Genomic DNA, 19,207 nt, shown 5'->3' with positions numbered 1-19,207 from the left:
TTTTACCTCTACAACGAGTATGTCCGGCAGCAAAGCGAGGGCAGCCGTCTCGTTGCGAGGAGGTGGTCTTTTATGGTTATTTTTTGCTGAATGCAGTTGCTGGCGAAACGCCAATAGTGCGTCTTCAACAGGGTCTTAAGCTATCAGCGCACCAGGGATAGTCAATAACTTGGCAAGAATTATTCGATATAAGGGTTTTGGCTCTTATTTCGTCAAAAAAATGTCTAATTTGCTTTGGTCACGTGGCTGATGGCCTTGCCATGACCGCAGCAGCAGCTGCCTCCAGGTTCTGTGAGCGCTCTAGCCTGGTGGTTGTGTCTGATATTGGCGGTCGTCGAGTGCGGGGCGAATGTCGGCTGGCGGCGGCAGCTGGGCGCCCCCTCGTTGTCGCCATCCATCGGCTGGTCATGCTTTCACCGCCTCTGAATATTTTCTGTGCCTGTGATGCGTTATGCAGGCGTCTCTCTGGGTAAGCATCGGGCTGGCTTCTATACTGCCGCCACCTGACATTGCCTGGGTGCACAGGCTGTTGGTTTATCTGATCGGGAACGCACTGCATGCAATGGATCTTCATGCTGGTCGGGCTGGTGCTGGGGGCTCTGGTCGCGGAGTCGCTGACTGGCGCGCTGTTGGCTGGCTTGGTCGGCCTGGGTATGGCCCAGGCGCTCAAGCTCAGGGGGCTGCAAGCACAGAACGCCGAGTTGGCGACACAGCTGAAAAGTTTCGCCGAGCGCTTCGAACAGGGCACCCAGGCCATTCATGAGCGACTGCTCAAGGTCGAGGCGCCGTCTGCGGCGACGGATGAGTCGCCGCTCTCGGCGGCCGAGATGGCGCCCGTCGTCGCCGAGCCTGCAGCCGAGGCGCAACTGACCTGGGAACTGCCGCCGGAGGTTCTTGCGCAAGCCGAGGCCGAGCCTGCGCCGTCGTCGGGCAGTAGCGACGCCTGGACCCGGGCGGCGGACCAGCCGCATGCCGCGCCCGCTGCGCGCCAGCCGGCCAAGCCGCGCGAACCTTCGCCGATCGAACGCGCCATCGCCGGGGCCCGCGGCTGGCTGTTCGGTGGCAATACCGTGCTGCGCATCGGCGTGCTGCTGCTGTTCCTCGGCCTGGCCTTTCTCTTGCGCTACGCCACCGAAGGCATGGTGGTGCCGGTGCAGCTGCGTTATGCCGGGGTTGCGGCCAGCGCCATCGCCTTGCTCGGCCTGGGCTGGTGGTTGCGCCTGCGCAACCCGAACTACGGCCTGATGCTGCAAGGCGCAGGCATCGCCGTGCTGTACCTGACGATCTTCGCCGCCATGCGCCTGCATCCGCTGCTCGCGCCGGCGCAGGCGTTCACCCTGCTGCTGATCGTGACCCTCTGCTCGGCGATTCTGGCGGTGACGCAGAATGCCCTGGGGCTGGCGGCCGCGGCCGCGCTCGGTGGCTTCGCCGCGCCCATCCTGACCTCGAGCGGCAGCGGCAACCATGTCGCGCTGTTTTCCTATTTCGTCCTGCTCAACAGCGCCATCCTGGCCATCGCCTGGTTCAAGACCTGGCGCCTGCTCAACCTGATCGGCTTCGTCGGCACCTTCGGCATCGGCTTCGCCTGGGGCCTGCGTTCCTACACTCCGGAGCTGCTCGGGAGCACCGAGCCGTTCCTGCTGCTGTTCTTCCTGATGTACGTGGCCATCGGTCTGTTGTTCGCCCGGCGCAAGCTGGGCGAGGCCGGGGCGGCGCCGCAGGAGCGCGAGGCCTTGCTGCGCTGGGCGGCGCGCCAGGGCGATTATGTCGACGCCTCCGTGCTGTTCGGTCCGCCGCTGGTGGGTTTCGGCCTGCAGTTTGCGCTGGTGCGGCATCTCGAGTTCGCCGCCGCCTTCAGCGCGCTGGCGCTGGGCTTGTTCTATATGGGCCTGGCGCTGCTGCTGGTCAGGCGCACGGAAGACCGCGCCCTGCTGCTGGTGGAAACCTGCCTGGCGCTGGGGGTGGTGTTCGCCAGCCTGGCGATTCCCCTGGGCCTGGATGCGCGCTGGACCTCGGCCGCCTGGGCGGTGGAGGGCGCCGGCATCTTCTGGCTGGGGTTGCGTCAGCGGCGCAGCCTGGCCCGCGCCTTCGCCCTGCTGTTGCAGGCGGGCGCGGCGCTGGCGTTTCTTGGCGAATTGAGTCCGGGGCAGGACAGCCTGCTGGCCGGCCCGCCCCTGGGTGCGCTGATGCTCGGCGCGGCCTTGCTGTTCAGCTTCTACAGGCTGCGTCAGGCGGGCGACGAGCAGGCCTCGGCCTGGGAGCGGCGCGGCTTGCCGCTGTTGGCCTGCGCCGGCCTGGCGTTTCTCTACCTGCTGGCGCCGTTGTGTTTCAACGCCGAGGCCACGGCGATCAGCTGGGCCCTGGCCGGCCTGGCCACCTTGTTCATCGGTCTGCGCCTGCAGTCGCGGACTTTCCTGTTCAGTGCCTTTGCCGTGCAGTTGCTCGGCGGTGCGCTGTTCCTGCTGCAACTGGATGCGGCCTCGGGCATCGGCAGTGGCGCCTTTGCCACCGGCTGGCGCGGCTTGCTGACGGCCTCGCTGATCGGCCTGGCGCTGATCGGCGGCATGCTACTGGCGGCGCGCGATCGCCAGGTCAGCAGCGATAGACGGCTGATGCGCGGGCTGTCGGCGGTCTTGCTGGTCGGCCTGCTGTTTATCAATCTGGCGGTGCTGTTCGTGTTGCCCTGGCAGAGCGCCAGCGCGGTCTGGGGCGGCAGCGGCCTGTTGATCGTCTGGCTCAGCCTGCAGTTGCAGCAGCGCGCCGGTTTCGTCTTCGGCCTGTTGCTGCAGGGGTTCGGCGGTCTGTCGTTCCTGGTCGTCAGTCCGCTGCTGTTCGCCCCGCTCGGCGGCGAAGGCCTGCGCCCGCTGGGCCATGCCGGGTTCTGGACCCCGGCGGTGCTGGCCATCGCCGCCCTGGTCGGTGCCTGGCGCCTGCAGCAGGTGGCGCGCCTTGAGCAGGCCACTGCGCTGCCGGCTTTGAGCCTGCAGCGCTTGTCGCAGCTGCTGCTGGTCTGGGGCGCTGGCTGGTGGGCGCTGAGCCTGACCGGCGAAATCCTGCGGTTTGCCGCGCCTGCGCTGCAGGCGCCGCTGTTGCTGCTGGACGCGGCCCTGAGTGTGGCGCTGTGGCTGCTGGTTGCTGTGCGGGTGCAGTGGCGGGCCATGGCGCTGCTGTGCACGCTGCTGGTGCCGGTGGCGGCGCTGATCCTGCTGTCCGCCTGGCACCTCGAGTATCACCCGCTGGCGGACTTCGGTTGGCTCGGCTGGGGCGCGCTGTTGCTCGTGCATCTGCTGGCGCTGCGGTGCCTGAACGGTCTGCTGCCGGCCGGCGCGCTGAGTGCCGCCCATGTGCTGGGCTGCTGGCTGATCCTCGGGGTGCTGGCCCTGGAGCTGCGCTACCTGCTCTATCTGCTGGCGCAGCACTACAACGCCTGGCGCTGGCTGGGCTGGGCACTGCTGCCGAGCCTGTACCTGCTGCTGATGGCGACACCGCGCCAGTGGCCGTGGCCGATAAGTGCGTATCCGCGCGAGTACCGCCTGTTGGCGGCTGCGCCGCTGGCGCTGCTGATGCTGGCCTGGTTCTGGCTGGCCAATATCGCCAGCGATGGTGCCGCCGAGCCGCTGCCTTATCTGCCTCTGCTCAATCCGCTGGAGCTGGGTTTGCTGATCAGCCTGGTCGCGGTGTTCCACTGGCTGCGCAGCGCCTTGGCGCAACTCGGCCTGGCCGCTGTGGCGCGGGGCCAACTGGCCCAGCTGCTGGCCGGTATTTCGCTGTTTGCCCTGCTGACGGCGGCGGTGCTGCGCGCGTGTCACCATTGGGGCGGCGTGCCCTACCAGCTGCAGGCGCTGCTCGAGTCGATGCTGGTGCAGGCGGGGCTGTCGATCGTCTGGACCCTGATCGCCCTGCCGCTGATGATCGTCGGCCACCTGCGCGCGCGGCGCGAGCTGTGGCTGGTCGGTGCGGCCCTGATCGGCGTGGTGGTGGCCAAACTGTTCTTCGTCGAGCTGGGCAATCAGGGCGGCCTGGAGCGCATCGTCTCCTTTATCGCGGTGGGTGTGTTGCTGTTGATCGTCGGCTATTTCGCGCCGCTGCCGCCCCGGCAGTCGGCGCCCGCAGCGGAGCAGGTGCAGGTATGAGCAGGTTGATCGCTGTGCGTGGCTGGGGCCTGGCGTTGCTGGCCCTGCTCGCCCCTCTGGCAGTGGGGCAGGAACGCGCCAGCGACTACGCCGTCCAGGTGCCGCTGAGCCTGAGCGGGGAAGGCCCCTGGTATCGCCTTGAACTGCCGATGGCCCTGCATATGGCCGCACGTCACGCCGACCTGCGTGACCTGCGGGTGTTCAACGGCGCCGGCGAGGCGCAGGCCTATGCCCTGAGCCTGGGCAGTGCCCGCCAGCGCGAGACGCAGCAGGACAGCGCGGTGAAATGGTTTCCCCTGCGTGGCCCGCTGCATGCCGAGCAGAGCCCCAGCGTGCGGGTGCAGCGCAGCACCGGCGGCACCCTGGTCGAGGTGCTCGGGGATGACGGGGCGCGTGCCGATGCAGAGGTGCTGCGCGGCTGGCTGCTCGACACCAGTGCCATCAAGGCGCCGCTGCACAAACTGATTCTCGATTGGCGTGCCGAGCACGAGGGCTTCCAGCGCTTCAGCATCGAGGCCAGCGACGACCTGCAGCACTGGCGCGCCTGGGGCGATGGGCAGATTGCCCGACTGTCATTTGCCGATGAGCGCATCGATCAGCGTGAAGTCCGCCTGCCGGGCCAGTCCGCGCGCTACCTGCGTCTGCTCTGGAGCAGTCCCCGGCAGGCTCCGCAGCTGTTGTCCGCGCGGCTGCTGAGTGCCGGCAGCGACAGGCCGGCACCGCTGAGTTGGTCGGCGGATTTGTCGCCGAGCAGCGCCAAGGCCGGCGAGTACCGCTGGGACCTGCCCCTGGCGCTGCCGTTGCAGCGCGTGCGGGTCGAACTGGCCGAGGCCAACACCCTGGCGCCGGTGAGCGTCACGGGCCGGCGTGAGGGTCAAGTGCAGTGGCAGCCGCTGGCGCGCGGCCTGCTCTACCGTCTGCCGCAGGATGGCCAGGAGGTGCTGCAGGATGAGCTGGAGTTGTATGGCGCGCCGGTGCAGCAGTTGCGCGTGCAGGTGGATGAGCGCGGCGGCGGCCTGGGCAGTGCCGCGCCGAGCATCCGGGTCGGCATCCGCGCGACCCAGGTGGTGTTCCTCGCCCGCAGCACGCCGCCCTATGTGCTGGCCATCGGCAAGGCGGCTGGCAGTGCGGCGAGCCTGCCGCTGAGTACCCTGATTCCCGGTTACGACGACCAGCGCCTGGCTGACCTGGGCGTGGCGACCGCGATCGCGACGCCTTTGTTAGAAGTGGCGGCAGGCGCCGAGCAGGCGCCAGACCGGGACTGGCAGCGCCTGGGGCTCTGGGCCGTGTTGCTCGCCGGGGTCGGCCTGCTGGTGCTGATGGCCTGGAGCCTGCTGCGCGCCAGGCCTGCGGCACCCTGACGTAAAAACCACCGTCAGCCTGGTTGGTGGGGGCTTGTGCAGGATCGTGGTTCAGCTCAGCGCTTTTGGTATGTACGCACAGTAGCCGGGCCGTGGGCCGATCTTGGGATGGTTGCGGCAGGTGTCCGGGCGCTTGTCGTAGATGGTGCACAGGCGCGTCTTGCGATCCAGGTACAGGCAGTCGTTGTTGCTCATGCGGATCAGGGTGAAGATCCCCGACTTCTGATTGAAGCGCTCGACGATGCCCTCTTTCTGCAGGCGTTTGGCGATATTCTTCGGTGGTTCGTCGCGCTCGAAGTCGTCGACCACGCCGATGCGGATCAGGTCGCCGATGCGCACCTCGACCGGCAGCGTGCAGCAGCTGGAATTGCAGCTGTGGCACATGTCGCTGGTGTATTTGGCCCAGGTGTCCAGGCGGTCGATTTCGGCGGCGGCGATCAGGTTGTTCTTCATGGGGCTATGGGTGCGTATTGGCTGGGCAGCGGGCGATGATAGCGGCGTTGGCGAATTTGTGAACCAACATCTGCCGGCTGGTCGGTTTTCTTTGCGCACGCATTGCTGGTGTCGAATCTGGCAGTCGTGCTGGTTTCTCAGGCGATCCAGCGATCAGGTTGAATAAATCCCTCAGAAAAACAGGGCGATCTGCAGTATCTTTGGCGCTGCCGGCAGTGTGCTGCGGCTTTTATCAACGTCTCAGGTCAGGATGGCCGTTCGCGCATGTCACTTCGCCGTGCTCCCCCTTTGCTGAATGAGGTTTTCCTGCCGTTGCTCCGTGCTCATGCCCCGCAGGTGTGGCCGTGAGCGTTTGTACAGGTTCGGGCTGGGCGCCGAGTGTGCCGGTGGTGCTCACCTGCCTGGTGTGCATTGGTGTGCTGCTGTTGGCGCGCTGGGTCAAGCATCAGCGCTATTTTCCGGGACGCGAGAGTTTTGTCCTGCTGCATGCGGCCAGCCTCTGGTGGATGCTCGCCGCCGCCTTGGAAATGGCCGCGCAGTCGGCCGAGTGCAAGGTGTTCTGGGCGAGCATGGCTTGGCCGGGCATCCTCTCGGTGCCGGCCTTCTGGTCGATCTTCCTTTGGCAGTACGTCAATAGCGTGCGTCAGCCTTTGCCGCTGCGCCACACGCTGGGCCTGGCGGTGGTGCCCGTGGCGATCTGGCTGGTGGCCCTGAGCAATCCCTGGCATGGCTGGTTCTATGGCGAGGGGACGGCCGCGCTTTCGGCCGAGCCGGGCTCTCCCGTGCGTTACCAGCATGGCCCGCTGTTCTATGCGGCCGCAGCCTACCTTTATCTGTTCATGGCCTTCAGCATGGCTGTGGTGATCCGTGCGGCGGTCTTCAGTATTGGCGTCTACCGTCGACATTATCTGGCCTTTGTGCTGCTAACTGCCGTGCCCTGGGCGGCCAACATCGGCTATATCGGCTTTGGCTGGACCGTTTTCGGCTTCGATCCGACGCCCTTCAGTTTTGCCTTTACCCTGGTGGCATTTGCCTGGCTGATCGTCGGTGTGCGCCTGTTCGATCTGTTGCCGGTGGCGCGTCATCTGCTGCTGGAAGCCTTGCTCGACCCGGTGCTGGTGGTCGATCCGCAGTCGCGGGTGATCGAGGCTAACCCGGAGGCGCTCAAGCTGGCCGGCTTGAGCAAAGGTTGGCAGGGCTGCAAGCTGGGCGATTGGCCGGTGTTCGGCAGGGACTTGCGGGGAGTGATGCGGCGCCAGGATCCTGCTGGTCAGGATCAATTGCTCTCTCTTGCCAGCTCGGCGCGCTACTTCGAAGTGCGCATTCGGGTAATTAAGCGTGTGACTCACCATGGCGCCATCGTGCTCGGCCATATGCTCTACCTGCGCGATGTCACCCAGCGTCATCTCGGCGAGCTGAAACTGGCCGAGGCGCTGGCCATCAGCGAGGATCGGCTGCGCACCATCTCCAGCCTGCATGAACAGTTGCAAGAGCAGGCACTGCGCGATCCGCTGACCGGCTTGTACAACCGCCGCTACCTCGACGAGTTTTTCAGTCGCGAACTGGCCCGCGCGGAGCGTGAGCGGACGTCGGTGGCGCTGGCCCTGATCGATCTCGATCATTTCAAGCAACTCAACGACGAATACGGTCATCTGGCCGGTGACGACGTGCTCAAGGGCGTGGCGCAACACTTGCTGGATAATCTGCGCGCCTCGGATGCGGTGTTTCGGATTGGCGGCGAGGAGTTCTTGCTGATCCTGCCGGGTGTCGATGTGCAGGAGGCGCACAAGCGCCTGGAGTCGATTTGTCAGGGTCTGGCCGCCAGCCCGCTGCCTACCCGCAGCGGTGAACGCACGGTAACCTTGTCGGCTGGCCTGGTGCTGTGGCCCGCACAAGGCGGCGCGCTGGATGAACTCCTGCATGCCGCCGATGTCGCACTTTACGAGGCCAAACGGGCGGGACGTAACCGCGTGCAAGTATGCTCGCAGGCTTAAACCGTGCCGAATGCCGGGTATGCGCTCCATCCATCTCTGCCTGGAGGCGCTGCCTCCCGTATAGAGTTAAACTGCACACGATTTCTTTCCTTCTCGGAGCCATCCATGTCCCGCATTACCCTGAGCCGCTATCTGATCGAACAGACCCGCAGCCATAACACCCCCGCCGATCTGCGCTTCCTTATCGAAGTGGTCGCGCGGGCCTGCAAGGCGATCAGCCATGCGGTATCCAAGGGCGCGCTGGACGATGTGCTCGGCAGCATGGGCACCGAGAACGTGCAGGGCGAAGTGCAGAAGAAGCTCGACGTGATGTCCAACGAGATTCTCCTCGAGGCCAACGAGTGGGGCGGTCACCTGGCCGGCATGGCGTCCGAGGAAATGGACAAGGCCTACCAGATTCCCGGGCGCTATCCGAAAGGCGCTTACCTGCTGGTGTTCGACCCGCTGGACGGTTCGTCCAACATCGATGTCAATGTGTCGGTCGGCACCATCTTCTCGGTCCTGCGTTGCCCCGATCGCAACGGCGCCACCGGCGATCTTGGCGAAGAAGCCTTTCTCCAGCCAGGCACCGAGCAAGTCTGCGCCGGTTATGCAATCTATGGCCCGCAGACCATGCTGCTGCTGACCCTGGGCAACGGCGTCAAAGGCTTCACCCTGGATCGCGAGCTGGGCAGCTTCGTGCTGACCCACGATGACATCAAGGTGCCGGAAACCACCCAGGAATTCGCCGTCAACATATCCAACCAGCGTCATTGGGAAGCACCGGTGCAGCGTTATGTCAACGAGTTGCTGGCCGGTGAAAGCGGGCCGCTGGAAAAGAACTACAACATGCGCTGGATCGCCTCCATGGTTGCCGACGTGCACCGCATCCTCACCCGTGGTGGCGTGTTCATGTACCCGCGCGATAGTCGTGATCCTTCGATGCCCGGCAAGCTGCGCTTGATGTACGAAGCCAATCCGATGTCCTTCATCATCGAGCAGGCGGGTGGTGCTGCGACCAATGGCAGCCAGCGCATTCTCGATATTCAGCCGACTTCCCTGCACCAGCGTGTGCCGGTATTCCTTGGCTCCAAGGAAGAAGTCGAGCGCGTGACCGCCTACCACCAGGAGTGATCCATGAGTAATCCTTGGCAGCCGTTGCTCGACTGGTGGTTTGGTAGCGGGACGACGGCCGCCGAGGTGGCGGCGGCGCGTTCCGCGCTGTGGTTCGGCAAGCAGGACAGCCAGGACGTTGATGCGCGTGAGCGCTTTGCCGGACTTGTGGAGCAGGCGCTGGCCGGCGAGCTGGCCGACTGGGCCGACTCGCCGCAGGGCTGGCTGGCACTGATCCTGCTGCTGGACCAGTTGCCTCGGATGATTTTTCGCGACAGCCCGCAGGCTTTCGCCGGTGACGGCCTGGCCCGGCAACTGGTGCTCGCCGGGCTGGACGACGAGTTGGAAGAGGCGTTGACGCCGCTGCAGCGGGTGTTCGTTTACCTGGTACTGGAGCACGCCGAGGATCTTTTCCTGCAGGACGAAGCGGTACGCCGCTTCACCCGGCTGTTGTCCGTCGCCGCGGATAGCGAAAAACCTTTGTTTGCCAATTATCTGGATTACGCCGAGCGGCATCGCCAGGTGATTGCCCGGTTTGCGCGTTTTCCCCATCGCAACGCCGTGCTGGGTCGGCCCTCGACCCCGGAAGAACTGGCCTTTCTGCAGGAACCCGGCTCGCGCTTCTGACATCCAATCGGGCAGCTGCTGCGGCGCTGTGCCAAGCTTGTCCCACTTTAAATTCTGGAGCCTGCGCCATGTCGTTGCGCTATATCGCCGTGCTGTTGTGTTGTGTGTTGCTGGCTGCTTGCAGCAAGGTCAATCAGGACAATTATTCCAAGCTCAAGTCCGGGATGACCAAGCCGGAGGTCGAGCAGTTGCTTGGTGCCCCTGGCGAGTGCGCGGGTGCCCTGGGCCTCACCAGCTGCACCTGGGGTGACGAGAAGAGTTTTATCAGCGTGCAGTACGCTGGCGACAAGGTGGTGATGTTCTCGGGCAAGGGTCTGCAATAAGGAGTGGCTGATGCGCGTATTCGCGGGGCTGTTGGTCGTTGCGGTGCTGGCTGGCTGCGCCAACTCCGGGACCGGAGTGGTGCCACCGAAAACTGTCGAGACGGTCGATCTGCAGCGTTATCAGGGCACCTGGTACGAGTTGGCGCGATTGCCGATGTTCTTTCAGCGTAACTGCGCGCAATCCGAGGCGCGTTATGACCTGCTGGACGACGGCAGTATTGCTGTGACCAATCGTTGTCGCACCCTCGAGGGCGGATGGCAGGAGGCCAGGGGGCAGGCGGTGCCGCAGGTGGCGGGTGAGACCGACAAGCTGTGGGTGCGTTTCGATAACTGGTTCAGCAATCTGCTGCCGGGCGTCGCCAAGGGCGAGTATTGGGTGCTTTATCTGGATGACGACTACCAGACTGCGCTGGTTGGCCACCCGAACCGCGACTACCTGTGGTTGCTGGCGCGTACCCCGCACGTGGCGCCGGCCATGCGCGACAAGTTGCTGGAAGTCGCGCGCGGACAAGACTACGACACCGATGCGCTGATCTGGCGCACACCAGACGACCAGTTACCGCAGCCCTGAATCACGCCCGCGAGGGGCGATGCTGCGCACTTGAGAAAAATGCCGCTTTCCCTTAATCAGGACAGCGGCATTTTTCCGGGTCTGGAGCGCTATGCGGTGCTGGCCTGCCATCCATAGGGCTGGCGGCGTTAACCAAGCAGTTCGCGCAGTACCTGGGCGAAGGCCAGGGCGCTTGCCACTTCGCCGGCATGCTGGCCGTCGCGGATCACCCAGCGACCGCTGACCATGACGTCGCGGATCTGCCGTTCGCCGCCGGCGAACAGCCAGCGGCCCAGCAGGGCGTCGTCGCTGGCGGTGGCGAGATAGGGGTCATCGCCATCCAGCACCAGCCAGTCGGCACGCTTGCCGACCGCCAGCACGCCCACCGGCTGACCGAGCGCCTGGGCGCCACCGGCCAGGGCCGCGTCGTACAGGCTACGACCGATCAGCGGCTGATCGCTGCGAGAGAGGCGGTTGCGGCGCTGGTCGCGCAGGCGTTGGCCGTATTCCAGCCAGCGCAGTTCTTCGGTCATGTTGACCGAGACATGGCTGTCCGAGCCGATGCCCAGGCGCCCGCCCTGGGCGAGGAAATCCACTGCCGGGAAGATACCGTCGCCGAGGTTGGCCTCGGTGCTCGGGCATAGCCCGACCACGGCGCCGCTGCGCGCCATCAGGCTGACTTCGTCGGCCTGCGTATGGGTGGCGTGCACCAGGCACCAGCGCTGGTCCACCGGCGCCAGTTCATACAGCCATTGCAGGGGGCGGCGACCGCTCCAGGCCAGGCAGTCGTCGACTTCCTGCTGCTGTTCGGCGATATGGATATGGATCGGGCTGTCGCTGTTGTGCGCGGCCAGCACCGTCTCGATCTGCTCAGGGGTGACCGCGCGCAGCGAATGAAAACACAGGCCCAGGCGCTGTGCCGGGTGCTGTTCGAGCAGCGGCTGCAGGCGCTGTTGCAGGGCCAGGTAGCTGTCGCTGCTGTGGATAAAGCGCCGCTGCCCGTCATTCGCGGCCTGGCCGCCGAAGCCGGAGTGGCTGTAGAGCACCGGCAGCAGGGTCAGGCCGATGCCGGCATCCAGGGCCGCCTGGCTGATGCGCAGGGCCAGTTCGGCCGGGTCGGCATAGGGCTGACCCTGCGGGTCATGGTGCACGTAGTGGAATTCGGCGACCGAGGTGTAGCCGGCCTTGAGCATCTCGATATACAGCTGGCGGGCGATCACCCCGATCTGCTCGGGGTTGAGCTGGCCGACCAGGCGATACATCAGCTCGCGCCAGGTCCAGAAGCTGTCGTTGGGGTTGCCGGCCACTTCGGCGAGGCCGGCCATGGCGCGCTGGAAGGAGTGCGAATGCAGGTTGGGCATGCCCGGCAGCAGCGGGCCGCGCAGGCGCTCGGCGCCGGCGTCCGAGCCGTCGACGGTGATGCTTTCCAGGCTGCCGGAGGCGCCAACCTCCAGGCGGACGTTGTGCGCCCAGCCGTGAGCGAGCAGGGCGCGGGGTGCGAAGAATGCGGGCATAATGCGTATCCAACTGCTGGTGTTTATTTGTATATACATATACAGGTGTTTGTGGCGCGGGTAAACTGCCGGTCAGGCGACAAAGGAGAAACACGTGACAAAAGCATTCTCGAAGCCATCCGCGCTTGCCGGTCAGCTCAGTGAAGCACCGGCGCCGCTGTATGCCCAGGTCAAGCAGATGATCGTCCAGCAGATCCAGTGCGGCGCCTGGCCGGCGCACCATCGGGTGCCCTCGGAAAGCGAGCTGGTGGAACAGCTGGGTTTCAGCCGCATGACCATCAACCGTGCCCTGCGCGAGCTGACCAATGACGGCCTGCTGCTGCGCATGCAGGGGGTAGGCACCTTCGTTGCCGAGCCCAAGGGGCGTTCGGCGCTGTTCGCGGTTAACAACATTGCCGACGAGATCGCCGCCCGTGGCCATCGTCATCAGAGCAAGCTGATTCGCCTGGGCGAGGAGTTGGCCAGTCCGGAGCGGGCCATGGCGCTGGACCTGCGCGAAGGCCAGAAGGTCTTCCATTCGCTGATCGTGCATTACGAAAACGAGGTGCCGGTGCAGCTGGAAGATCGCTACGTCAATGCGGAGGTGGCGCCGGACTACCTCAAGCAGGACTTCACCCGGCTGACCCCCTATGCCTACCTGTCGCGGGTCGCGCCGCTGACCGAGGGCGAGCATGTGGTCGAGGCGATTCTCGCCGAAGCCGAGGAATGTCGGCTGTTGCAGATCGAGCGCGGCGAACCCTGCCTGCTGATTCGCCGGCGCACCTGGTCGGGACCGCAGGCGGTGACCTCGGCGCGCCTGGTGCATCCGGGCTCGCGTCATCGCCTGGAGGGGCGTTTCAGCTCATGAGCCGGATGCAGGTCCTGCGCGCGGCCGACTATCGGCGCATGCCGTGGAAGAACGGCGCGGGCAGCACCCTGGAAATCGCCCGTGATCAGGGTGAAGGCCTGGAAGGCTTCGGCTGGCGCCTGTCGATCGCCGATATCGGCGAGTCGGGCGGCTTCTCCGCATTCACGGGCTACCAGCGCATCATCAGCGTGCTGGAAGGCGATGGCATGCAGTTGCGGGTCGACGGCGTACTCTCGCGGCCCTTGTTGCCGTTCGATCCCTTCGCCTTTGGCGGCGACAGTCGGGTGGAGTGCCGCCTGCTCGGCGCGGCCATTCGCGATTTCAATCTGATCTATGCACCGCAGCGTTATGCGGCACGCCTGCAGTGGCTGGCCCCGGAACAGCCGCTGCGGGTGTTCAGTGCGGCGACTGTCAAGCTGGTGTTCAGCGCCGCGCAGGCGCTCGAAGTGCGCCTCGATGATGGCAGTGCTGCATGCCTGGGACGTTACGACTGCCTACGCATCGAGCAGGACGCCAGCCTGGCCGGGCTGCAGCTGCAGGGCGGGGTTGCCGACCACTGCTGCCTGATCGAGTTGACTCCGCGCTAAACCCCTCACCCAGGCCGTGCGGCCGCTGCAGCTCCGGCGCCGGAGCTATCCTTGTCGGGTGCAGTGGGCTTGACGGTGGTGCGGTGTCTGGGGTGGCCGCTCGGTACTGTTGGCGGGGCGGCGATATTCTTGCTTGATCTTACCTGTATATACATGTTTAGATCTGCGCATGCCCAGCCGTAACGCGCAAAAATAGCCAGGCTGACGGCGATCTTTCCCTGGAGGATTTCTTGTGAGCAACTCGACCCGTTTCCGTGATATCGAAATCCGCGCTCCGCGCGGCAATCAGCTGACCGCCAAGAGCTGGCTGACCGAGGCGCCGTTGCGCATGCTGATGAACAACCTCGATCCGGACGTGGCCGAGAACCCCAAGGAGCTGGTGGTGTATGGCGGTATCGGCCGCGCCGCGCGCAATTGGGAGTGCTACGACAAGATCGTCGAGTGCCTGACCAACCTGAATGACGACGAAACCCTGCTGGTGCAATCCGGCAAGCCTGTCGGTGTGTTCAGGACCCACAGCAACGCGCCGCGGGTGCTGATCGCCAACTCCAATCTCGTGCCGCACTGGGCGACCTGGGAGCACTTCAACGAACTGGACGCCAAGGGCCTGGCCATGTACGGCCAGATGACCGCCGGCAGCTGGATCTACATCGGCAGCCAGGGCATCGTCCAGGGCACCTATGAAACCTTCGTCGAGGCCGGCCGTCAGCATTACGCCGGCAGCCTCAAGGGTCGCTGGGTACTGACCGCCGGCCTCGGCGGCATGGGCGGCGCGCAGCCGCTGGCGGCGACCCTGGCCGGTGCCTGCTCGCTGAACATCGAATGCCAGCAGAGCCGCATCGACTTCCGCCTGAAGACCCGCTACGTCGACGAGCAGGCAGCGAATCTGGACGACGCCCTGGCGCGCCTCGACAAGTACTGCGCCGAGGGCAAGGCGATCTCCATCGCTCTCTGTGGCAACGCCGCCGAGATCCTCCCCGAGCTGGTGCGCCGTGGCGTACGCCCGGATATGGTCACCGACCAGACCAGCGCCCACGACCCGCTCAACGGCTACCTGCCGATCGGCTGGAGCTGGGAGCAGTACCGCGAGCGCGCGCAGAGCGAGCCGGCGGCGGTGGTCAAGGCGGCCAAGCAATCCATGGCCGTACATGTGCAAGCCATGCTCGATTTTCAGAAGGTCGGCGTGCCGACCTTCGACTACGGCAACAACATCCGCCAGATGGCGCTGGAGGAGGGCGTGAGCCATGCCTTCGACTTCCCCGGTTTCGTCCCGGCCTATATCCGTCCGCTGTTCTGCCGCGGCATCGGTCCGTTCCGCTGGGCCGCGCTGTCCGGTGATCCGCAGGACATCTACAAGACCGACGCCAAGGTCAAAGAGCTGATTCCGGATGACGCCCATCTGCACAACTGGCTGGACATGGCCCGCGAGCGCATCGCCTTCCAGGGCCTGCCGGCGCGGATCTGCTGGGTCGGCCTGGGCCAGCGTGCCAAGCTCGGCCTGGCGTTCAACGAGATGGTGCGCAGTGGTGAGCTGTCCGCACCGGTGGTGATCGGCCGCGATCACCTCGACTCCGGCTCGGTGGCCAGCCCCAATCGCGAAACCGAAGCCATGCAGGACGGCTCCGATGCCGTGTCCGACTGGCCGCTGCTCAACGCCCTGCTGAATACCGCCAGTGGCGCCACTTGGGTCTCGCTGCACCACGGTGGCGGGGTGGGCATGGGCTTCTCCCAGCACTCCGGCATGGTCGTGGTCTGCGACGGTAGCGATGAAGCCGCCGTGCGCATCGCCAATGTACTGAACAACGATCCGGCCACTGGGGTGATGCGTCACGCTGATGCCGGTTATCAGATCGCCATCGACTGTGCCCACGAGCAGGGCCTCAACCTGCCGATGATCACCCCGGTTAAAGGAGCCTGAACATGAGCACCCTGAACATTCTGCCCGGCCAACTGAGCCTGGCCCAACTGCGCCAGGTCCATCAGGGCGCAGTGAGCGTCAGCCTGGATGAGAGCGCCGCTGCGGCCATCGAGGCCAGCGTCGCCTGCGTCGAGCAGATCCTCGCCGAGAACCGCACCGCCTACGGTATCAACACCGGTTTCGGTTTGCTGGCTTCGACCCGCATTGCCAGTGAGGATCTGGAAAACCTGCAGCGCTCGCTGGTGCTGTCGCATGCCGCCGGCGTCGGCCAACCGCTCGACGATGGCCTGGTGCGCCTGATCATGCTGCTCAAGGTCAACAGCCTGGCCCGCGGTTTCTCCGGCATCCGCCGTAGGGTGATCGATGCGCTGCTCGCCCTGCTCAACGCCGAGGTCTACCCGCATATCCCGCTCAAGGGTTCGGTCGGCGCCTCCGGCGACCTGGCGCCGCTGGCGCACATGTCGCTGGTGCTGCTCGGCGAGGGCAAGGCGCGCTATCGCGGCGAGTGGCTGCCGGCTCGCGAGGCGCTGGCGGTCGCCGGTCTCGAGCCGCTGACCCTGGCGGCCAAGGAAGGCCTGGCGCTGCTCAACGGCACCCAGGTTTCCACCGCCTATGCCCTGCGCGGCCTGTTCGCGGCCGAGGATCTGTTCGCCGCGGCGCTGGTCTGCGGCAGCCTCAGCGTCGAGGCCATGCTCGGTTCGCGGGCGCCCTTCGATGCGCGCATCCACGCGGCCCGTGGCCAGCGCGGGCAGATCGATGCGGCGGCCGCCTATCGCGACCTGCTCACGCCCGGCAGCGAGATTTCCCGCTCCCATGAAAAGTGCGACAAGGTGCAGGATCCCTATTCCCTGCGTTGCCAGCCCCAGGTGATGGGCGCCTGCCTGACCCAGATCCGCCATGTCGCCGAGGTGCTGCGGGTCGAGGCCAACGCGGTATCGGATAACCCGCTGGTGTTCGCCGCCGAGGGCGACGTGATCTCCGGCGGCAACTTCCACGCCGAGCCGGTGGCCATGGCCGCCGACAACCTGGCCCTGGCCATCGCCGAAATCGGCGCGCTCTCCGAGCGGCGCATCTCGCTGATGATGGACAAGCACATGTCCCAATTGCCGCCGTTCCTGGTGGCCAATGGCGGGGTCAACTCCGGCTTCATGATCGCCCAGGTCACCGCCGCCGCGTTGGCCAGCGAGAACAAGGCGCTGGCCCATCCGCACAGCGTCGACAGCCTGCCGACCTCGGCCAACCAGGAAGACCATGTGTCCATGGCCCCGGCCGCCGGCAAGCGCCTGTGGGAGATGGCCGACAACGTGCGCGGCATCCTCGCCGTCGAGTGGCTCGGCGCCTGCCAGGGTCTGGACTTTCGCGAAGGGCGCAAGACCTCGGCGAAACTGGAACAGGCCCGCGCCGCTCTGCGCGAGCGGGTTGCCCACTATGAGCAGGACCGCTTCTTCGCCCCGGATATCGAGGCGGCCAGCGAACTGTTGGAGTCCCGTTGCCTGAACGAATTGCTGCCCGCGCAGTTGCTGCCGTCGCAGAGCTGAGAGCTTTTTCACAAACTCTCAGTCGTACAGGCGCTGCGGCCGCCACCTCGGCGCCGAGTTTCGTGCATCTCAACCTGCCGTCGATTGCCTTTGGCTGGGCGGCGGCCATGCTGGTGTAAGCGGCATCCTGATCGACTCGGCCCGGTTTGGCGGATTGCCGGCCATTGGCAGAACCTGTACCCGTGGCGCCGCGAGGAGGAACACCTGTTATGCAGTCTCTCTGGTTCAACTGTCATGCCGCCACCATGGCCGGCGGGCGTTACTCGATCATCGAGGACGCCGCGCTGGTCACCGAGGGCGCGCACATCGCCTGGATCGGCCCGCGAGCCGAGCTGCCCGCTGGCGACTACGCCGAGCGGCATGACCTCGAGGGTGCCTGGCTCACCCCCGGCTTGATCGATTGCCACACCCACCTGGTGTTCGGCGGCGACCGCAGTGGCGAGTTCGAGCTGCGCCTTGAGGGCGTCAGCTATGCCGAGATCGCAGCAAACGGCGGCGGCATCGCCAGCACCGTGCGCGCCACCCGTGAGGCCAGCGAGGGCGAGTTGCTGAGCGGCGCGCTGCGGCGGGCGCGGCAGTTGCTGCGCGAGGGCGTCACTACGCTGGAGGTGAAGTCCGGCTACGGCCTGGACTTGGCCAGCGAGCGCAAGATGCTGCGGGTGATCCGCGGTCTCGGCGACATGCTGCCGCTGACCGTACGCGCCACCTGCCTGGCCGCCCATGCCGTGCCGCCGGAGTATGTGGGCCGCGCCGATGCCTATATCGAGCTGGTCTGCCGCGAGATCCTGCCGGAGCTGGCAGCCGAAGGGCTGGTGGATGCGGTGGATGCCTTCTGCGAGCACCTGGGCTTCTCCCCGGCCCAGGTCGAGCGGGTGTTCGTCGCCGCGCAGGCGCTGGGTTTGCCGGTCAAGCTGCATGCCGAACAGCTGTCTTCACTGCACGGTTCCAGCCTGGCGGCGCGCTACCAGGCGCTGTCGGCCGATCATCTGGAGTACATGACCGAGGAGGATGTCATCGCCATGGCGGCGGCCGGAAGCGTCGCGGTGCTGCTGCCCGGGGCCTTCTACCTGCTGCGCGAAACCCGCTTGCCGCCGATCGAGCTGCTGCGTCGGCACGGCGTGGCCATGGCGGTGGCCAGCGACCTCAATCCCGGCACCTCGCCGGCGTTGTCGTTGCGCCTGATGCTCAATATGGCCTGCACCTCGTTCCGCCTGACCCCCGAGGAAGCTCTGGCCGGGGTCACCCTGAATGCCGCCAAGGCCTTGGGTCTGGCGGCCAGTCGCGGTAGCCTGGAAGTGGGCAAGGTCGCTGACTTCGTCGCCTGGCAGATCCGGCGACCGGCGGAACTGGCCTATTGGTTGGGCGGCGATTTGCCCAAGCGGGTGATTCGCCATGCACAGGAGGTCGACCATGGATAACGTATTGAGCTTCCGCCGTGGCAGCACACCGCTGCTGATCAGCATGCCGCATCCCGGCATTCTGCTGACGCCCGCCGTCGAGGCCGGGCTGGTCGAGGAGGCGCTGGAGCGCCCGGATACCGACTGGCATATCCCGCTGCTCTATGACTTCGCCGAGGACTTGGGCGCCAGTACCCTGGCGGCGTGCTACTCGCGCTATGTCATCGACCTCAACCGCCCGGAAGATGACGCGCCACTCTATTCCAGTGCCACCACCGGGCTGTTCCCGACGATCCTGTTCACCGGCGAACCGCTGTACCGCGCAGGACTCGAGCCGTCCAGCGCGGAACGGGCGCGCTATCTTGCCGATATCTGGAGACCCTACCACCAGACCCTGGCGGCCGAGCTGGCGCGGATCAAGGCCGAGTTCGGTTATGCGCTGCTGTTCGATGCGCATTCGATCCGCTCCTGCGTGCCGCACCTGTTCGACGGCCTGTTGCCGGACTTCAACCTGGGCACCAATGCCGGCGCCAGTTGCGACCCGCAGCTGAGCGAGCGGCTGCTGGCGGTCTGCGCCGCTGCCCGGGACTACAGCCATGTGCTCAATGGCCGCTTCAAGGGAGGCCACATCACCCGCCATTACGGCGAGCCGCAGGCGCATGTGCATGCCGTCCAGCTGGAGCTGGCGCAGTGCACCTACATGGAGGAACAGGTGCCCTTCGACTACCGCGAAGACCTCGCCGAGCCGACCCAGGAGGTGCTTCGCGACCTGCTGCAGGCGATGCTGAACTGGGGCCGCGAACGCTACGGGCGCTAACTGGCTGAGGTGGCGTTGCGTCGATTGCGATCGGGGAGGGACTTGCCTCACCCATA

General features: G+C 65.8%; 15 protein-coding genes. 13 read left to right on the top strand and 2 right to left on the bottom strand.

The genetic code is table 11. The features are described 5' to 3' along the window. The first annotated feature begins 557 nt into the window (after positions 1 to 557). Positions 558 to 4,133 carry a DUF2339 domain-containing protein gene (locus tag R3355_RS03700; protein ID WP_318960099.1) on the top strand — a complete coding sequence of 1,192 codons (3,576 nt, stop codon included), beginning with the start codon at positions 558 to 560 and terminating at the stop codon, positions 4,131 to 4,133. Next, positions 4,130 to 5,494 carry a DUF3999 domain-containing protein gene (locus tag R3355_RS03695; RefSeq protein WP_318960098.1) on the top strand — a complete coding sequence of 455 codons (1,365 nt, stop codon included), beginning with the start codon at positions 4,130 to 4,132 and terminating at the stop codon, positions 5,492 to 5,494. Before R3355_RS03700 ends, R3355_RS03695 begins: the two co-directional genes overlap by 4 nt. 51 nt (positions 5,495 to 5,545) lie before the next feature. On the opposite strand, the gene R3355_RS03690 is transcribed toward R3355_RS03695, so the two are convergent. Next, positions 5,546 to 5,947 (bottom strand): YkgJ family cysteine cluster protein, encoded by a 402-nt coding sequence (locus R3355_RS03690; RefSeq protein ID WP_318946935.1) that lies wholly within the window; start codon positions 5,945 to 5,947, stop codon positions 5,546 to 5,548. 344 nt (positions 5,948 to 6,291) lie between these two features. Between R3355_RS03690 and R3355_RS03685 the strand changes: the two genes are divergently transcribed. From R3355_RS03685 to R3355_RS03665, 5 genes are all read left to right on the top strand, one after another. Then, positions 6,292 to 7,941 (top strand): histidine kinase N-terminal 7TM domain-containing protein, encoded by a 1,650-nt coding sequence (locus R3355_RS03685; RefSeq protein ID WP_318960097.1) that lies wholly within the window; start codon positions 6,292 to 6,294, stop codon positions 7,939 to 7,941. A gap of 105 nt (positions 7,942 to 8,046) precedes the next feature. Then, complete coding sequence (locus tag R3355_RS03680) at positions 8,047 to 9,054, top strand: class 1 fructose-bisphosphatase (protein WP_318946933.1); 1,008 nt, start codon at positions 8,047 to 8,049, stop codon at positions 9,052 to 9,054. A 3-nt stretch (positions 9,055 to 9,057) separates the two neighbouring features. Continuing rightward, a complete protein-coding gene (locus R3355_RS03675; protein ID WP_318960096.1) occupies positions 9,058 to 9,660 on the top strand; it encodes a DUF924 family protein in 603 nt (200 codons plus the stop codon). A gap of 68 nt (positions 9,661 to 9,728) precedes the next feature. Further along, entirely contained in the window at positions 9,729 to 9,983 is a 255-nt protein-coding gene (locus R3355_RS03670) for a hypothetical protein (RefSeq protein WP_318960095.1), read from the top strand. 10 nt (positions 9,984 to 9,993) lie between these two features. After that, positions 9,994 to 10,554 (top strand): lipocalin family protein, encoded by a 561-nt coding sequence (locus R3355_RS03665; RefSeq protein ID WP_318960094.1) that lies wholly within the window; start codon positions 9,994 to 9,996, stop codon positions 10,552 to 10,554. 128 nt (positions 10,555 to 10,682) lie between these two features. On the opposite strand, the gene R3355_RS03660 is transcribed toward R3355_RS03665, so the two are convergent. Next, entirely contained in the window at positions 10,683 to 12,047 is a 1,365-nt protein-coding gene (locus tag R3355_RS03660; protein WP_318960093.1) for a formimidoylglutamate deiminase, read from the bottom strand. Positions 12,048 to 12,141: 94 nt separating this feature from the next. On the opposite strand from R3355_RS03660, the gene hutC reads away from it, so the two are divergent. The 6 genes from hutC (at position 12,142) to hutG (ending at position 19,151) form a co-directional block, all read left to right on the top strand. Further along, positions 12,142 to 12,894 (top strand): histidine utilization repressor, encoded by a 753-nt coding sequence (gene hutC / locus R3355_RS03655; protein ID WP_318946926.1) that lies wholly within the window; start codon positions 12,142 to 12,144, stop codon positions 12,892 to 12,894. Next, positions 12,891 to 13,481: a HutD family protein gene (locus tag R3355_RS03650; RefSeq protein WP_318960092.1), complete on the top strand. Its 591-nt coding sequence runs from the start codon at positions 12,891 to 12,893 to the stop codon at positions 13,479 to 13,481. Before hutC ends, R3355_RS03650 begins: the two co-directional genes overlap by 4 nt. A gap of 232 nt (positions 13,482 to 13,713) precedes the next feature. Further along, a complete protein-coding gene (hutU, locus tag R3355_RS03645) occupies positions 13,714 to 15,399 on the top strand; it encodes a urocanate hydratase (protein ID WP_318960091.1) in 1,686 nt (561 codons plus the stop codon). A 2-nt stretch (positions 15,400 to 15,401) separates the two neighbouring features. Next, the gene (gene hutH, locus R3355_RS03640; RefSeq protein WP_318960090.1) at positions 15,402 to 16,937 is read left to right on the top strand and encodes a histidine ammonia-lyase; all 1,536 of its coding nucleotides are present in this window, start codon (positions 15,402 to 15,404) and stop codon (positions 16,935 to 16,937) included. A gap of 209 nt (positions 16,938 to 17,146) precedes the next feature. Continuing rightward, positions 17,147 to 18,355: an imidazolonepropionase gene (gene hutI, locus R3355_RS03635; protein WP_318960088.1), complete on the top strand. Its 1,209-nt coding sequence runs from the start codon at positions 17,147 to 17,149 to the stop codon at positions 18,353 to 18,355. Further along, on the top strand, positions 18,348 to 19,151 hold the full coding sequence (gene hutG, locus R3355_RS03630; protein ID WP_318960087.1) for an N-formylglutamate deformylase: 804 nt from the start codon (positions 18,348 to 18,350) through the stop codon (positions 19,149 to 19,151). The genes hutI and hutG overlap by 8 nt, the downstream gene beginning before the upstream one ends. Positions 19,152 to 19,207 lie beyond the last annotated feature (56 nt).

Origin of the sequence: Pseudomonas sp. (assembly GCF_033723075.1) — a bacterium.
Taxonomy (GTDB): domain Bacteria; phylum Pseudomonadota; class Gammaproteobacteria; order Pseudomonadales; family Pseudomonadaceae; genus Aquipseudomonas.
This window is presented reverse-complemented; position numbering and strand designations above follow the sequence as displayed.

What these genes read in the sequence shown, in the direction of transcription:
- R3355_RS03700 (WP_318960099.1), top strand. Translation starts at nt 558, where the DNA reads ATGCAATGGATCTTCATGCTGGTCGGGCTGGTGCTGGGGGCTCTGGTC.
- R3355_RS03695 (WP_318960098.1), top strand. Translation starts at nt 4,130, where the DNA reads ATGAGCAGGTTGATCGCTGTGCGTGGCTGGGGCCTGGCGTTGCTGGCC.
- R3355_RS03690 (WP_318946935.1), bottom strand. Translation starts at nt 5,947, where the DNA reads ATGAAGAACAACCTGATCGCCGCCGCCGAAATCGACCGCCTGGACACC.
- R3355_RS03680 (WP_318946933.1), top strand. Translation starts at nt 8,047, where the DNA reads ATGTCCCGCATTACCCTGAGCCGCTATCTGATCGAACAGACCCGCAGC.
- R3355_RS03675 (WP_318960096.1), top strand. Translation starts at nt 9,058, where the DNA reads ATGAGTAATCCTTGGCAGCCGTTGCTCGACTGGTGGTTTGGTAGCGGG.
- R3355_RS03670 (WP_318960095.1), top strand. Translation starts at nt 9,729, where the DNA reads ATGTCGTTGCGCTATATCGCCGTGCTGTTGTGTTGTGTGTTGCTGGCT.
- R3355_RS03665 (WP_318960094.1), top strand. Translation starts at nt 9,994, where the DNA reads ATGCGCGTATTCGCGGGGCTGTTGGTCGTTGCGGTGCTGGCTGGCTGC.
- R3355_RS03660 (WP_318960093.1), bottom strand. Translation starts at nt 12,047, where the DNA reads ATGCCCGCATTCTTCGCACCCCGCGCCCTGCTCGCTCACGGCTGGGCG.
- R3355_RS03650 (WP_318960092.1), top strand. Translation starts at nt 12,891, where the DNA reads ATGAGCCGGATGCAGGTCCTGCGCGCGGCCGACTATCGGCGCATGCCG.
- hutH (WP_318960090.1), top strand. Translation starts at nt 15,402, where the DNA reads ATGAGCACCCTGAACATTCTGCCCGGCCAACTGAGCCTGGCCCAACTG.
- hutI (WP_318960088.1), top strand. Translation starts at nt 17,147, where the DNA reads ATGCAGTCTCTCTGGTTCAACTGTCATGCCGCCACCATGGCCGGCGGG.
- hutG (WP_318960087.1), top strand. Translation starts at nt 18,348, where the DNA reads ATGGATAACGTATTGAGCTTCCGCCGTGGCAGCACACCGCTGCTGATC.